Source organism: Leptolyngbya sp. KIOST-1, assembly GCF_000763385.1.
In the GTDB taxonomy this organism is placed as follows: Bacteria; Cyanobacteriota; Cyanobacteriia; order Phormidesmidales; family Phormidesmidaceae; genus Nodosilinea.
The window spans coordinates 2929511-2945001 of the sequence record NZ_JQFA01000002.1; the positions used below are offsets into that span (position 1 = coordinate 2929511).

The 15491-nt window shown below is 60.2% G+C and carries 11 protein-coding genes; 9 read left to right on the top strand and 2 right to left on the bottom strand.

What is annotated here, in order from left to right; genetic code table 11:
* The first annotated feature begins 3 nt into the window (after positions 1-3).
* From glnT to ftsH4, 5 genes are all read left to right on the top strand, one after another.
* Positions 4-1329, top strand: a complete 1326-nt coding sequence (gene glnT / locus NF78_RS13040; RefSeq protein WP_052050329.1) for a type III glutamate--ammonia ligase — start codon at positions 4-6, stop codon at positions 1327-1329.
* 372 nt (positions 1330-1701) lie between these two features.
* Entirely contained in the window at positions 1702-2883 is a 1182-nt protein-coding gene (locus NF78_RS13045; RefSeq protein ID WP_035986974.1) for an iron-containing alcohol dehydrogenase, read from the top strand.
* A gap of 317 nt (positions 2884-3200) precedes the next feature.
* Positions 3201-4661 carry an aldehyde dehydrogenase family protein gene (locus NF78_RS13050; protein WP_263970592.1) on the top strand — a complete coding sequence of 487 codons (1461 nt, stop codon included), beginning with the start codon at positions 3201-3203 and terminating at the stop codon, positions 4659-4661.
* 96 nt (positions 4662-4757) lie between these two features.
* The gene (locus NF78_RS13055) at positions 4758-5048 is read left to right on the top strand and encodes a YkvA family protein (protein WP_035986980.1); all 291 of its coding nucleotides are present in this window, start codon (positions 4758-4760) and stop codon (positions 5046-5048) included.
* A 148-nt stretch (positions 5049-5196) separates the two neighbouring features.
* Entirely contained in the window at positions 5197-7068 is a 1872-nt protein-coding gene (ftsH4, locus tag NF78_RS13060) for an ATP-dependent zinc metalloprotease FtsH (RefSeq protein WP_035986982.1), read from the top strand.
* Between the two features lie 90 nt (positions 7069-7158).
* Here the strand turns inward: ftsH4 and NF78_RS13065 are convergent, their stop codons facing one another.
* Positions 7159-7425 carry a UPF0175 family protein gene (locus tag NF78_RS13065; RefSeq protein WP_035986984.1) on the bottom strand — a complete coding sequence of 89 codons (267 nt, stop codon included), beginning with the start codon at positions 7423-7425 and terminating at the stop codon, positions 7159-7161.
* 251 nt (positions 7426-7676) lie between these two features.
* Between NF78_RS13065 and NF78_RS13070 the strand changes: the two genes are divergently transcribed.
* Positions 7677-8729, top strand: coding sequence for an aromatic ring-hydroxylating oxygenase subunit alpha (locus NF78_RS13070; protein WP_035986986.1), 1053 nt, complete (start codon positions 7677-7679; stop codon positions 8727-8729).
* A 13-nt stretch (positions 8730-8742) separates the two neighbouring features.
* On the opposite strand, the gene NF78_RS13075 is transcribed toward NF78_RS13070, so the two are convergent.
* A complete protein-coding gene (locus NF78_RS13075; RefSeq protein ID WP_081972608.1) occupies positions 8743-9786 on the bottom strand; it encodes a septal ring lytic transglycosylase RlpA family protein in 1044 nt (347 codons plus the stop codon).
* 1047 nt (positions 9787-10833) lie between these two features.
* Between NF78_RS13075 and NF78_RS31145 the strand changes: the two genes are divergently transcribed.
* The 3 genes from NF78_RS31145 (at position 10834) to NF78_RS13085 (ending at position 15430) form a co-directional block, all read left to right on the top strand.
* Positions 10834-10974 (top strand): hypothetical protein, encoded by a 141-nt coding sequence (locus tag NF78_RS31145; RefSeq protein WP_156119754.1) that lies wholly within the window; start codon positions 10834-10836, stop codon positions 10972-10974.
* A 315-nt stretch (positions 10975-11289) separates the two neighbouring features.
* Complete coding sequence (locus NF78_RS13080; protein WP_225885351.1) at positions 11290-13722, top strand: putative bifunctional diguanylate cyclase/phosphodiesterase; 2433 nt, start codon at positions 11290-11292, stop codon at positions 13720-13722.
* 316 nt (positions 13723-14038) lie between these two features.
* The gene (locus NF78_RS13085; RefSeq protein ID WP_035986988.1) at positions 14039-15430 is read left to right on the top strand and encodes an NAD-dependent succinate-semialdehyde dehydrogenase; all 1392 of its coding nucleotides are present in this window, start codon (positions 14039-14041) and stop codon (positions 15428-15430) included.
* The last annotated feature ends 61 nt before the right edge of the window (positions 15431-15491 follow it).

Genomic DNA, 15491 nt, shown 5'->3' on the forward strand with positions numbered 1-15491 from the left:
TCTATGGTCGGCATGTTAACCCAGGTCCAGAACCTGGCAGAGCGGGCAAAAGCCCTTGGGATCAAGTTTTTCTTAGTGTCTTACACCGATTTGCTGGGGGGCACCCGGGCCAAACTGGTGCCCGCCTCGCAGATCGCCGGAGTGGAAAAAGACGGCGCGTTTTTTTGCTCCTTTGCCTCCAACCTGGGCCTAGGGCCTGAGGCGGCGGAGATCGCCGTGGTGCCCGACCCCGACTCGTTGATTCAGCTACCCTGGGAACCCACCGTGGGCTGGCTGGCCAGCGACGTGTACTTTGAGGGGGAACCCTTCCCCGCTGCCCCGCGCATGGTGCTCAACCGGGTGCTGGACCAGGCGGCGGCCCTGGGCTACACCTACAAAACCGGGGTCGAGGCCGAGTTTTTCTTGCTCAGGCAAACCGAGCAGGGCTACGAGATCGCCGACCCCAAGGACACCGCCGATCGCCCCTGCTACGACCAGCTCAACCTGATGCGGCAGTTTGAGCTAATCTCAACGCTGGTCACCTACATGGAAGACCTGGGCTGGGGGCCATACCAGTGCGACCACGAAGACGCCAACGGCCAGTTTGAGCTGAACTGGACCTACTGCGATGCCAAGACCACGTGCGATCGCCATGTGTTCTTCAAATACATGGTCAAAACCCTGGCGGAGCAGCGGGGCTTTGTCGCCACCTTTATGCCCAAACCCTTCAGCCACATCACCGGCAACGGTGGCCACATCCACAACAGCCTGTGGCAGGGCGATACCAACGCCTTCGCCGAGGGGGCCGATGGGGGCGGGCTGTCTCCCCGGGGCTACCACTTCCTGGGCGGCGTGCTGGCCCACGGCCAGGGCCTCGCCGCCCTCTGCGCCCCCACCTGCAACTCCTACCGCCGCCTGGGGGCCAGCACCACCGCCAGCGGCAGCACCTGGAGCCCCCGCTACATCTCCTACGGCGGCAACAACCGCTCCCACCTGATCCGCATTCCCGATACGGGCCGGTTTGAGTGCCGCATGGTGGATGGGGCCGCCAACCTCTACCTGGCCACCGCTGGCATCCTCGCCGCCGGGCTGGAGGGGATGCAGCAGCAGACCGACCCCGGCCAGCGCATCGACGAAAACCTGTTTGCCCGCGCCGACGAGTTCCCCGACCTGCAAACCCTGCCCCACAACCTCTACGAGGCGATGGAAGCCCTGAAGCAGGACAGCCTGCTGATGGAAACCCTAGGTGATCTGGGGGCCAAGACCTTTTTAGAAATGAAAACCAAGGAGTGGAATGCCTTCAACGCTCAGGTCACCGCCTGGGAGATGAACCAATACGTGAATATTTAGGAGATTCCGTAGGGGCAAACGGTTGTTTGCCCTGCGATAGGGATGATTGGCGGGTGGTTGATATGGGTGGTGGGCAGTGCCCACCCTACAGTTGCTTAGACCAATTGCAGAGTAAGCCAATTGCAGAGAAGGACAGATTCATTAGTCGGACATAGGTTTAAACCGATGATCGGTAACTCCTTTCCGTGAGGTGAAGGACGGCGGAACGTCCTTCTCGACGGGGGTCTGGGGCCAGCGAAATGGCCCCAGCAGCAGATCTGGCTTCAACCCCAAGATCTCATGAGCATGCAGGGTTTTAAGCCACTCAAAGACAGCGGTGCATTGCTTCGCGAATGCACCCTACGGTTCCTCTTTTAAAGGGCGTAATTCTCGATGACTTCCATCTACACCTACAACTTCCCCACCCGCATTCGCTTTGGGCCGGGGGCACGGCGTGAACTCGCCGCCGAACTCACCGCCCTCGGCATTCAGCGCGTGCTGATTATCACCGATAAGGATGTGGCGCAACTGCCCTGGTTTCCAGAGCTAGAAGCGGCCCTGGCGGATTTCGGAGCCGCCACCTTTAGCGGGGTTTGGGGCAACCCGGTGGTCTCCCAGGTCAATGCCGGGATTGAGGCCTGGAAAGCCAGCGGTGCCGACGGCATTGTGGCGGTGGGTGGCGGTGCGCCCATGGATGTGGCCAAGGCGATCGCCCTGATGGCCCACCACCCCGGCCACCTGTTCGACTACGAAGATGGGGCTAGCACCCGCCCCATCGACCAGCCGATTCCGCCCATCGTTGCCCTGCCCACCACCGCAGGTACCGGCAGCGAAGTGGGCCGCAGCACCGTAATCTCCGACGACGACACCCACGCGAAGAAGATTATGTTTGACCCGCAGTTGTTGCCCAGGGTGGTGCTGGCCGACCCGGAACTGCTGCTGGGGCTGCCCGCAAAGATCACCGCTGCTACGGGGATGGATGCGCTAACCCACCTGGTTGAGGCGTTTTTGGCCCAGGGGTTCAATCCCCTCTGCGATGGCATTGCGCTGGAGGGCATTCATCTAGTGGCGCACAATTTGCAGGCTTGTGTGGACTTTGCCCAGCGGCTAAGGGAGGGGGAAGTCTTTGACGAGGCGACGGCGGCGGCGCACCTGGTGGCACGGGGGGGAATGCTGAATGCGTCGATGATGGGGGCGATCGCATTCCAAAAGGGCCTGGGTGTTACCCATTCCTGCGCCCACGCGCTCTCGACGGTCTACGACACCCACCACGGCCTGGCCAATGGCATCATGCTGCCTGCGGCGATGCGGTTTAACCTGTCGGCGGAGCCGGAGCGGTTTTTGCGGATGGCCCGGGTGGTGCAGCCGGGGGCGACCGATGGGCAGGCGTTTGTGGATTGGATTGTGGGGCTATCGGCGGCGATTGGGATGCCGACTTCGCTGGGGGCGTTGGGGGTGACGCCCGACGGGCTGGGGCCACTGGTGGCGGTGGCGCTTAAGGATGGGTGTCATCCGCTGAATCCGAGACCGGTTACGGAGGAGGATTTCTACGCCATCTACCAGGATGCCTTTTGAACACTCGGTGCGTTTTCCCAGCCAACCGTAGGGTGCATCCGCGCAGTGATGCACCACTCACGTAAATCCTCCAAATTGCAAATCCTTTGATGTTGCGGCGCACATTTTGGGTCAGAAGCCAAACCTGCCGCTGGGGGCATTTCGCAGCCCCCAGACCCCCTCGACCAGGACGTTCCGTCGTCCTGGACCTCACGGAAAGGAGTTGCTGATCATCGGTTTAAACCTATGTTCTGCCAGGTGACCTGTCCTTCTCTGCATATGTTCTGCCAGGTGACCTGTCCTTCTCTGCAATTGATGTAGATCCCGTAGGGTGGGCAGTGCCCACCATCCACCCCGCGCCAAAACCGTCATCACCGACCTACTTCACTCCCCGCAATATGGCCGACCTACTCTCAATCATCAACCCCGCCACCGAGGCGCTGATCCAAGAACTTCCGGCAGACAACCCTGCTGCCGTTGCCGAAAAATATAACCAGGCGCGGGGGGCTCAGCCCGAGTGGGGAGCGCTGCCCTTGGCCGATCGCATCTCGCCCATCCTGCGGTTTCGGGACTTGCTGGTCGAGCGGGTGGATGCCCTGGCGGCTCTGCTGACCTCGGAAACTGGCAAGCCCATCACCCAGGCCCGCAATGAGATCTTGGCTCTACCGGGGCGGATCGATTTCTTCGTCGCCCACAGCGATCGCGTGCTAACCCCGGAGCCCGTCTATGCCGAGCCCGCCCATGCCCTACCCGGCTGTGGTGCGCTGGAGGAGGTGATCACCCAAGAGCCCCTGGGGGTAGTCGCTAACATTTCGGCCTGGAACTACCCCTACTTTGTGGGGGGCAATGTGTTTGTTCCGGCACTGCTGATGGGCAATGCGGTGCTGTACAAACCGTCGGAGTTTGCCACGCTGACTGGGGGGGCGATCGCCGCCCTACTCCACGAGTCCGGCATTCCCGAGGACATTTTCATCCCGGTGATCGGCTCGGGGATGACCGGCGCTGCCCTGCTGGAGCAGCCGATCGATGGCGTGTTCTTCACCGGCTCCTACGCGACGGGGCAGAAGATCGCTGTGGCAGCAGCACTCAAACTGATCCGCCCCCAGCTAGAGCTGGGGGGCAAAGACCCGGCCTACGTATGTGCCGACGCCAATGTGGCCGTAGCGGCGGCGGGGCTGGCGGATGGCGCCTTCTACAACAACGGCCAGAGCTGCTGTGCGGTGGAGCGCATCTATGTCCACACCGATGTCTATGACGAGTTTCTGGAGGTGTTTCTGCAAACGGTGGAGGGGTTCAAGCTGGGCGACCCCACCGACCCCAACACCTACCTTGGCCCGGTGAGCCGCAAACCACAGTTGGATGTCCTCGCTGATCAGGTAGCAGATGCCTTGGCTAAGGGCGCTACCCTACGCTGCGGCGGTAAAATCCTCAATCGCCCCGGCTGGTACTTTGCCCCCACGGTGCTCACCGAGGTCAACCACACCATGACCGTCATGCAGGAGGAAACCTTTGGCCCGGTGATCGGCATTCAGCGGGTGGCCAGCGACGCCGAAGCCGTGGCTCTGATGCAGGACACGCCCTACGGGTTAACAGCGGCGGTGTACGGCACGGATCGGCAGCGGGCGGTGGACATTCTAAGCCAGCTCAAAACCGGCAGCGCCTACTGGAACTGCTGCGATCGCGTCAGCCCCCGCCTGCCCTGGAGCGGTCGCGGCCATTCGGGCCTGGGCACCACCCTCTCGCTGGCAGGGATCGCCACATTCTTGCAGCCCCGCGCCTGGCACCTGAGAGCGGGATAAGGGTTCGGCCCTCGCCCTGCCATCGGGCGGCTATCCACCAAGGGGCAACCCTGGGGTTCCGTGGCACCATAAAGCCATCGCATTCAACCTTGCCCCATGAGCTCCCCCGTACAGTCTTTTTACACCTGGTACAAGACCACCCTCGAAAATCCTAAGTACCGCTGGCTAATGGTGGGGGCAACCCTGCTGTACCTGCTCAGCCCTATCGATGTTCTGCCCGACTTTATCCCCATCCTGGGTCTGGTGGATGACGCCGTGGTGGCCTCTATGTTTGTGGGTGCCCTGTCGCAGATCGTGCTGGCAAGTTTGACCAGCAAACGGCAGTCGGGGCTGCGGCCTGATGCCCCCGACGCCGCCAACACCACTGTGGATGTGGATTTTAACTAGCAGAGATGCCCTGGTGTTGGGTGACGGCTCGCAATTGGACTGGACAGTGCAACATCTGGGCAAGCCTGACTCACCCTACGCCGCAGGAAAGAGAGGCGATCGCCCCCCAAAATCCCCAAGCCAAAATTTAAAATTCAATACGTGACCTATGCCTGTAAATAAAAACCCTCAGCCGCCGCGATCGCGCCAGATCGCCAACCTTGTCCTTTGGGCCGCCACCGGCCTCTTGCTGCTCAATATTGTCTTCTCGGGCTTCGGTAGCCAAACCGCCCGCGAACCCTACAGCATGTTCATCCACCGTGTCGATGAGCAGGAGGTGGTGCGGGCCTCGGTGGGCCAGAATGAAATTCGCTACCAGGTCAAAGACCCCGCTACGGGCGAACCGGGCGATGTGTACACCACCACCCCAATCTTCGACCTGCAACTACCCCAGCGGCTCGAAGACAATGGTGTAGAATTTGCCGCCGTGCCGCCGCCCAAGGGCCAGTGGTTTGGTAGCCTACTGAGCTGGGTGATTCCGCCGCTGATTTTCATTGGCGTCTGGCGGTTCTTCTTGGCCCGTGGCGCGGGCGGTCCCCAGGGGGCGCTCTCCATCGGCAAGAGCAAGGCCAAGGTTTACGTGGAAGGCGACGCGGGCAAAATCACCTTTGACGACGTGGCCGGTGTTGAAGAAGCCAAGACTGAACTGGTGGAAGTCGTGGACTTCCTCAAAACCCCCAAGCGCTTCACCGACCTGGGGGCCAAAATTCCCAAGGGCGTGCTGCTGGTGGGGCCGCCGGGAACGGGTAAAACCCTGATGGCCAAGGCCGTGGCGGGGGAGGCCGGGGTACCCTTCTTCAGCATTTCCGGTTCTGAGTTTGTGGAATTGTTCGTGGGCGTCGGCTCTTCCCGGGTGCGCGACCTGTTCGAGCAGGCCAAGAAACAGTCCCCCTGTATCGTCTTTATTGACGAGCTGGATGCGATCGGTAAATCCCGCTCCAGCAGCGGCTTCTACGGCGGCAACGACGAGCGTGAGCAGACCCTCAACCAGCTGCTCACCGAAATGGACGGCTTTGAGGCGGGCGACACCACGGTAATTGTGCTGGCCGCCACCAACCGCCCCGAAACCCTTGACCCCGCCCTGCTGCGCCCCGGTCGCTTCGATCGCCAAGTGCTCGTCGATCGCCCCGACCTCAAGGGCCGCGAGGCCATCCTCAACATCCACGCCAAGGATGTGAAGCTGGCCGATACAGTGGATCTGAAGGCGATCGCCACCCGCACCCCCGGCTTTGCTGGGGCCGACCTGGCCAACCTGGTCAACGAAGCCGCCCTGCTGGCCGCCCGCCGCAACAGCACCGTGGTGGAGCAGGAAGACTTTGCCGAGGCGATCGAGCGGGTGGTCGCCGGTCTAGAGAAAAAGAGCCGCGTGCTCAGCGACAAAGAGAAGAAAATCGTCGCCTACCACGAAGTCGGCCACGCCCTGGTGGGAGCGATGATGCCCGGCACCGACGAGGTCGAAAAAATCTCCATCGTGCCGCGCGGTATGGCCGCCCTGGGCTACACCCTGCAACTGCCCACCGAAGACCGCTTTCTGCGGGACGAGGCGGAACTGAAGGGGCAGATCGCCACCCTGCTGGGCGGGCGATCCGCCGAGGAGATCATCTTCGGCAGCATCACCACTGGTGCTTCTAACGATCTCCAGCGGGCCACTGATATGGCCGAGCAAATGGTCACCACCTATGGCATGAGCCAGGTGCTCGGCCCCCTGGCCTACGATCGCGCCCAGCGCAACGCCTTCCTTGAGAACGGCATGGGCAACGCCCGCCGCCCGATCAGCGAAGAGACGGCCAAGGCGATCGATGAAGAGGTGAAGGCGATCGTGGAAGAAGGCCACCAGCGCGCCCTCGACATTCTCAAGCAAAACCGCGAACTGCTGGAAACCCTGGCCCAGCAGCTGCTAGAGGCCGAGGTGATCGAAGGCCCGCCCCTGCGCGAACAACTCAAGCAGGTGCAGGATCCCCAAGCGGTGGCTAACGCCTAGCCATAGGTCTACGAAAACTGCCCCAGCACATCTTGAATGAGCTGGGGCGAGACCCGAAAGAAAGTAGCGGCGATGTGTCCGAAACAACAGTCACTGTTGCTGCGTTACCTGCTGAATTGTTTGTAGATCCTGGTTGAAGTCAGCCAAAGTGTAGTGTAAGTAAGCGCGATGCTGCTTGAGGAAGCCATCCACCTCAAAGCGATTGAGGTGCAAAATATGCCCAACTTCTGCAGCCGTCAACTGTTGAGTATTGTAGGCATCAACTACAAAAGCTTCTAAAACGCGGCGCGATAGATAGTCCAGATTTAGGTCTAGCCGCTGGACAAACTCGTCAGGCAAGTCAACGGTGATTTGCATAAATTGAACCCCAGGGCCGCGCAACTCACTGAACCAGCCGCGTGGGAGGCGACATCTTGAACTAAGCTCGTTCCTATTCCTATGGTACAGAGCAAAGCGGTCTTTCCGTTTGGGAAGGCGCTATTCCCCACACTTTAGCCCTCACTTTAGTTCAATTGGCAGCCCTGAAAACTGGCCCAAACCAGGTCTTCGCCGCTGCATGCCCTCTGCTACAGTATTGATTGCTTCGATCTCTAATCCTGCTGAAACCTGTGGTTGCCGTTAACGACATCTACCTGCTGCGCAACATCTGGTACCACGCCATGCCCAGCCGCGAGCTGAAGCGAGGCAAGATGGTGGCCAAAACCCTGCTCAACGAGCCGATTCTGTTTGGCCGCACAGACCAGGGCAAAGCCTTTGCCATCCGCGATATCTGCCCCCACCGGGCGGTACCCCTGAGCTGCGGTCGCTTCGACGGCACCGAGGTCGAGTGCTGCTACCACGGCTGGCGGTTCAACGAAAATGGCAAGTGCACCGAAATTCCCTCCCTGATGCCCGAGCAGCAGATGGATCTGAGCCGCTTTGACGTGCGGAAGTACGAGGTTAAAGAAGTCCAGGGCAACCTGTGGGTCTATATGGCCGACCCAGCCAACCCGCACCCCCCCCGCTTCGACGTGCCCCGCGTGCCGGGCTTTGGCGACGACGTGCGGCCTCAGGTCACCTACACCATGCGCTTTCCCTGCTACATCGACCACGCCGTGGTGGGACTCATGGATCCGGCCCATTCACCCTTTGTCCATCGCTCCTGGTGGTGGCGCGGGGCCACCCTCAGCGATGAAATTAAATGGTTTGACCCTTCTACCTACGGCTTCACCATGCGCAAGCACCGCATGGGCGAAAACATGGGCTACGGCTACTGGCTGATTGGCGGCGTGCCCGACAACGAAATCATCTTTTACCTGCCCGGTGTGCGCACCGAGGAAACCACCACCGCCAAGCACCGGGTAGTGAACCTGACCACCGTCACCCCCCTCACCGACGACCAGACCGACGTCACCTTTGAGCTGTACTGGGATTTGCCCTGGGGCGCTCTGCTCAAGCCCATTCTGCCGACCCTGATTCGCTCTTTCCTAGGCCAGGATCGCGATGTGGTGATCAAACAGCAGGAAGGTCTCAAGCACGAGACGGTGCTGCGGCTGATCAAAGACTCTGACGTTCTGGCCCGCTGGTACTACCAGCTCAAAAAGGAGTACCAGCGCTCCCAGGCCGAAGACCGCGAGTTTGTCACCCCGGTCAAAACTCAGCTGCTGAAGTGGCGCGCTTAGCAGGCCGATACCGTTAGGGCAGTGCTGCCACTACCTCCTCTCGCCAGGCGTGGGGAAAGCCTGGGGCCAGGATGGTGGCCTGGTAGGGAATGACGCCCACGTGTTCACTCCCGAGGCACTGGGCCGCCGCGTAGGAGAGATCGAGGGAGCGATCGCCGATGTACGGGCCGCGATCGTTAATGCGCACCACAACGGTTTTGCCATTGAGTTGATTGCGCACCTTGAGATGTGTGCCGAAGGGCAGGGTTTTGTGAGCTGCCGTGAGGTCGTGCTGGTTAAAGGTTTCGCCAGTAGCTGTTTGCCGACCGTGAAAATAGGGCCCATACCAGGAGGCTATGCCGCTAATGGTCTGCTGGGTTTCGCCTAACCCTTTGACCACCATCTGTACCTGGCTGGAGTCGAGGGGGGGAGCCCCAAACGCAAGGCGCAGATTATTCACCCAATGGGTCGCCTGAAGGGCGGGGCGTTCCGGCTTAGCCGCATTATGGTCCTGGTCCTCCTCGGGCAGCACAAATACGGTTTGACCATCAATCTGGGCCGCCGCCTGCTCTGGACTCAGGCTTGGGGTGAGGCGATCGGGGTTGGTTTCTAAAACAGGGACAACCTGACGAATCTGTTCAGCGATCCGATCGGCTACCTGGCGAGACGATACCCGGCCAATCGGCACATCTTTCACGTGAATTGTGAAGTCTGCCGCTGAGTTATTGCCCTCAGCGGCAGGAGCACCGCCGCAGGCGCTGGCAAGCGGGGCAATCTGAGTCACACCGCTGCTGACGTGCGTATTGTCGTTCTGACCCACTACAGCCACCGCCGCGGTTGCACCCCAGTGGTCCCAGTCAACGGTGGCTGTGTGGGGCCAGCCTAGCTGAGGCTGTAGCCACAGGGGCTGATGACCCCACCCCTGGAGAGGCAGGGGTGGATAAGGCCATGCGCCGTGGTCGATGGCTGCTTCGCGGTGCAAAGGAGCCACTGCGTAGGGATTGACCGCCTGCAGCGTGACCGATGGATGGAGGTACGGCGGTAAGATGGCAACCCAGAGAAGTCCAAATAACGTCATTTGTGCGTGTGCTGAAATCAACGCCCGTAGCACCCGCAGACCTAACTGATGCTAGACCTAGCGACAAGCCGTGCCTGTGGGCAAGAGAAAGCAGCAACCCCAATAACAGCGCTTGTTCAGCTACCAGGGCAAAAAAAGCCAGCTCTCAAAGGAATTTGCAAAGAAGCAAATAATTTTTCAGACTAACACCTAAAATTTGTATATGCAACGACATTCTTTACAAACAATTTAGGCTATCTATCTCAAGTTTGATTTTTAAAGGTCACTTAGGCAGAAGCAAAAACTTTGGGTGGAAAGCTAGGACTGCTGCCAAATTCTGCTTCTCTACGCAAGCAGAGTCACATCTTGGCGCTATGCACCCAACGGTTTGGCAAGCTTGACTCTAGGGACTGTCATCAGTTAACAGTTAATGCTCAAAAATCAACGAGTGCAGCCCCTAGCCTGACTTGAGTCGGGCGTGGCAAGGCTTATATACCAAGCGTCTGGCCGCCATTGATTACACGCCCTGGCACTACAATCAATATCACCGTTAAAGATTTGGCCCACTAGCAATCTAAAGTGCTCAACCCAGACTGTCGTCTTCCCAAAGTAGCAGCCCCACCTGAATGACACCAACAGAGGGGTCGGATGGGGCTGGAGACGCAGTTAGGAGGTATCTTGGCTCAAGCATATCTGGGGAAAGGGAAGGTAGCGCTTTCCCTTAACAAGTTTTTAATGCGTTAGGCCTCGCTCCCCTTGCCTGGACGCTGCCCAACGCAAGTTGCCCATGGGAACTGGGGCGATGGTTTGGAACAGAGCCATGTTCAGCCCTTTCCCTTTATGGGAGCATAAAGCTTCCGTAAACGCCTGGGTGTTCAGGTATCGAATCAAACTCAGCAGGTGAAGAATCACCCTAGGCCCCCAGCGGCGTCACGGCTGCAACAGTGCATTTCGCTGACCGGGGTCGGGAGTTCTGTCACTATCCTAGAGTTGGTTCCAGCCATGAAGGCAACCCTCATCCGAGTATTTGTTTGGCCCAGTGGCGCGGCAGTGCTAGTGGGAATTAGCATGTTAACTTTGCTACTGCTGCACTGGCCCCAGCTGGGGGGCGATCGCCAGGCCAGGAACCCCCGCGACGAATTTCCGGGACAGCGGCGAGGGGGCGGCACCCACTGGGTCAACACCCCACCCCACGACACCATGGCGTAGCGAGAGCTTTACCGTGGAACGTCACTGTAGCCTTGGCCAGCCCAATCGCAGTTCAATCGCACTATGGGATAGTAAACGACAGCCAATCTAACACATTGTCCGGATAGCGCCGATAATGCCCTGTATATCTGAATATTCAGGGATTTAAGTCAATGCCTGTCATTGTCACATCTGCCGTTGTCGGTTCAATCCATGGTGCATTTCCGGAATTGGCCCCTGGGCCAACTGCTTGCTAATTTAGCGTCCTGTTTTTCAAAACCGATTAATTTTGGCAGTCGAGCTGTACTGGTTTCCAGCCTGCTGGCCTTGGCCCTGGTGTCGGGCGGCAAGCGGCTACAGCTCTTTGAAACCCTTGAAATGTCGAGCTTCGATCTGCTCACCCGGCTCCAGGTTAACGGGTCGCCAGACTCCCGCCTGCTGCTGATAGAAGTGACTGAGGCCGATCTCGAAGCCCACGGCTGGCCTCTCTCTGATCAAGTGATAGCTGATGTTATTGCGGAGGTGCAGCGCCACGACCCGGCGGTGGTCGGCCTGGATCTCTACCGCAACACGCCCCAGGATATGCCCGGACAGGCCGCCCTGGCCCAAGCCTTTGAGTCTCCCAATGTGATTGGGATTTACAACGTGGGCAAGCAGGGCAGCACCATTGAGGTGCCGGCTCCTGCTACCTGGCCCGCCGACCAGGTGGGTTTTAACGACTTGGCCATTGACCCCGATGGGGTGTTGCGCCGCAATCTGCTGTACGTGTCGGCCCCGGAACATCCGTTTTACTCGTTTCCGCTGCGGGTGGTGCTGGCTTACCACGATGATCTGAGCTTTGAGGTCGATCGCCCAAATGACCTGCTGCGGATCGGGACTACCGAGTTTCCGGCCCTACTGGAGGGAGATGGCGGCTATTCCGCCATTGATAATCGGGGCTACCAGGTGCTGATGAAGTATCGGACGCCCTACCAAACAGCCCCCAGCTTGACCATTACTCAGGTGTTGGCCGGGGCGGTCCCCCCCGACTGGGTGCGGGGCAAAATTGTGCTGATTGGTTCGACCGCATCCAGCCTCAAGGACGAATTTTTTACGCCGTTCAGCCAGGACCAGTCGTCGCAGTTCGTGATGTCTGGTGTTGAAATCCACGCCCAGAGCATCAGCCAAATGCTCGATACGATCGCGGGTCAACCCGCCCTCTACCGGTTCCTACCCCAGTGGGGCGAGTTTCTCTGGCTGTTGGGCTGTACTCTGATCGCCGGTATCACCGGTTGGACGGTGCGGCGGCCCGCCATGCTGCTGGTGCTCAGCGGCGGCGTACTCCTGGGCATTTGGGGCCTTAGCGGACTGGCCCTGGCCCAGATGATCTGGGTTCCCACCGTAGAACCGGTGGCGGCTTTCCTGCTGGCCCTGGGCCTGGTGCTGACCCAGAAAGCGCTGTATCGCAGCAGCTACGACCAACTCACGCTGCTGCCGGGGCGCGATATGTTTTTGCTGCAAGTGCAGCGGGCGCTGCAACACCATCCCGGTACAGCAGTGACGGTGGTGTTTTTAGATATCGATCGCTTCAAGCTGATCAACCAGTCCTTTGGCCACCTGACGGGCGATCGCGTGCTCAAAACCATCGGTCAACGGTTGCGGCAGTTTCTGCCGACTTCGGCCCAACTGGCGCGGGTGGGGGGCGACGAGTTTGCCTTTTTGCTGCCGGTGCACGACCAGGCCACCGTCGACCAATGGCTTAGCCGTCTGCAAACCGAGCTGTCGGCCCCCTTTTCCATTGCTCGGCGGCGGCTCTCGGTGACCAGTTCCATGGGCGTGGCCATGGCCCACCGCGACCACCCCCCCACGGCCCAGGACCTGCTGCGCGATGCCCACACCGCCATGTATCGGGCCAAGGCCCTGCACGAGTACCGCCACGAGGTATTTGCCAGCACCATGCACGAGGAGGCAGTGCGCCGCCTGGAGCTGGAGAGTCATTTGCTCAATGCGTTTGAAAACAACGAGTTTTTGCTCCATTACCAGCCCATTGTGTGCCTACAGAGCGGTCGCATTGCTGGGTTTGAGGCGCTGGTGCGCTGGTACCGACCTGAGGAGGGGTTTGTATCCCCCGGGCAGTTTATCCAGGTCACCGAAGAAACTGGGCTGATTGTGCACCTGGGCCAGTGGATTTTTCGGGCCGCCTGCACCCAGCTCAAGATCTGGCAGCAGCAGTTCCCTGACCACCCGCTGACCATGAGCATTAACCTGTCGCGGCGGCAGTTTCACCAGGCTGACCTGGTCGATCAGTTTGGCGACACTCTAAAGGAACTGGCCCTGGTCGGCAACCGAGTGCAGCTCGAAATTACCGAAAGCATGATCATGCGCGATGTTGACGGGGCCGTCGATCTGATGCACCGCCTCAAGCAGCTGGGGCTGAAGCTGGCGATCGATGACTTTGGGACTGGCTACTCGTCGCTGAGCTATCTGCATCGGTTTCCTACCGATACCCTCAAAATTGATCAGTCCTTTGTGGGGCGGATGGACCAGAGCGACGACGATCGCGAAATTGTGCACACCATCATCACCCTGGGCCAGAAGCTGAACATGGATCTGGTGGCCGAAGGCATTGAGACCGAAACCCAGCTGGAGCGCCTGCGGGCGATGGGCTGCTGCCGGGGGCAGGGCTACTGGTTTGCCCAACCCCTGGGCCGCGAGGCCGCCACGGCCCTGCTGGCCAACCCCTGGCCCCAGTTCCAGACCGGCCTCGCTAACCATGCTCAAACGGCTTGAAACTAGCGGTATTTGGTCAACGTTACATAACACTATGTTTTGTGCAGAAGTAATAGGATGAAGGGGTAGCTTTTGTGCTTCAGGGCACAGTAAGAGAGACTGAGTTTTTGAGGTTGGCTACTCACGCTGCACTCGCTTCGAGCGCTAATACACTCCACTTGCTGGCCGGTCTGGGTTGTCGAGATTTAGACCCAGGTCTGCTGTCTGCGATCGCTGCAATTCGTGCCGCGATCGCACCACCTTCCAGGGGCAGCTCTGGCTGCAGGAGCGATCGGGCGGGCCGTCGACCTCAAGGTGACCAACAGGAGGTCAAACCATGCCCATTGCCAGTATTAACCCCGCCACCGCTGAGGTACTCAAGACCTTTGAACCCTTGAGCGAGGCCGAAATCGAGCGTAAGCTTGCCCAAGCCGCCCAGGCATTCACAACCTACCGACAGACCTCTTTCCACCAGCGGGCTACCTGGCTGCGCCAGGCGGCCCAGGTGCTCGACGACAACAAAGCTGCCTACGCCGAAATCATGGCTTTGGAGATGGGCAAACCCCTGGCTGGGGCGATCGTCGAGGTCGAAAAGAGCGCCCTGGTGTGTCGCTACTACGCCGACCACGGGGCCGAGTTTCTGGCCGATGAGCCCGCCACCACCGACGCCAGCCGCAGCTTTGTGCGCTATCAGCCCCTGGGTCCGGTGCTGGCGGTGATGCCGTGGAATTTTCCCTTCTGGCAGGTGTTTCGCTTTGCTGCCCCGGCGCTGATGGCGGGCAACGTGGGCCTGCTCAAGCACGCCTCGAATGTGCCCCAGTGTGCCCTGGCGATTGAAGAAGTGTTTCAGAAGGCGGGTCTGCCCGAGGGGGCGTTTCAAACCCTGCTGATCGGGGGCGATCGCATTGCCCAACTGGTCACCGACGATCGCATCAAGGCTGCCACCCTCACCGGCAGCGAGCCCGCCGGAGCCAGCCTGGCCGCCGCCTGCGGTCAGCAGATCAAAAAAACCGTGCTGGAACTGGGCGGCAGCGACCCGTTTATTGTTATGCCCAGCGCCGACCTGGAGGGGGCGATCGCCACCGCCGCCACCGCCCGCATGCTCAACAGCGGTCAGTCCTGCATTGCCGCCAAGCGGTTCATCGTCCATGAAGCCATTGCCGAACGCTTTGAGCAGGGCCTGACTGAAAAATTTGCCGCCCTCCAGGTGGGCGACCCGCTCAGCGACGGGGTCACCGTCGGCCCCCTGGCCACCCCCGGCATTGCCGCCGAGCTAGAGCAGCAGGTCAACACCTGCCTGGAGTTGGGCGGCACCGCCCTGATCGGCGGTGATGTCGCCGCGCTCAAAGCCCAACTACCTGCTGAACTGCAAAACGGCAACTGGTTCCCGCCTACTATTCTGGCCGCCCTCCCCCCCGGCACCCCCGCCGACCAGGAGGAGTTCTTTGGCCCGGTGGCGCTGGTGTTTCGGGTAAATAGCCTGGACGAGGCGATCGCCCGGGCCAACGACATTCCCTTTGGCCTGGGGGCCAGCGCCTGGACCCAGGACCCCGCCGAATTGGATCGCCTGGTCAGCGAACTCGAAGCCGGGGCAGTCTTTATCAATGGGCTCGTGAAGTCTGACCCGCGCCTGCCCTTCGGCGGCATCAAGCGATCGGGCTATGGCCGCGAACTGGGTCGCCCCGGCATCCTTGAATTCGTCAACCCAAAAACCATCTGGATCAAATAGCCTTACCCCGCCCACGCCCCTCGCCAGGGCAAACCCGTGGGCTTGCCTCTACCCTCCACCC

Excerpts from the sequence above, each read along its gene's own strand:
- glnT (WP_052050329.1), top strand. The coding sequence starts at position 4 with ATGGTCGGCATGTTAACCCAGGTCCAGAACCTGGCAGAGCGGGCAAAA.
- NF78_RS13045 (WP_035986974.1), top strand. The coding sequence starts at position 1,702 with ATGACTTCCATCTACACCTACAACTTCCCCACCCGCATTCGCTTTGGG.
- NF78_RS13055 (WP_035986980.1), top strand. The coding sequence starts at position 4,758 with ATGAGCTCCCCCGTACAGTCTTTTTACACCTGGTACAAGACCACCCTC.
- ftsH4 (WP_035986982.1), top strand. The coding sequence starts at position 5,197 with ATGCCTGTAAATAAAAACCCTCAGCCGCCGCGATCGCGCCAGATCGCC.
- NF78_RS13065 (WP_035986984.1), bottom strand. The coding sequence starts at position 7,425 with ATGCAAATCACCGTTGACTTGCCTGACGAGTTTGTCCAGCGGCTAGAC.
- NF78_RS13075 (WP_081972608.1), bottom strand. The coding sequence starts at position 9,786 with ATGACGTTATTTGGACTTCTCTGGGTTGCCATCTTACCGCCGTACCTC.
- NF78_RS31145 (WP_156119754.1), top strand. The coding sequence starts at position 10,834 with ATGTTAACTTTGCTACTGCTGCACTGGCCCCAGCTGGGGGGCGATCGC.
- NF78_RS13085 (WP_035986988.1), top strand. The coding sequence starts at position 14,039 with ATGCCCATTGCCAGTATTAACCCCGCCACCGCTGAGGTACTCAAGACC.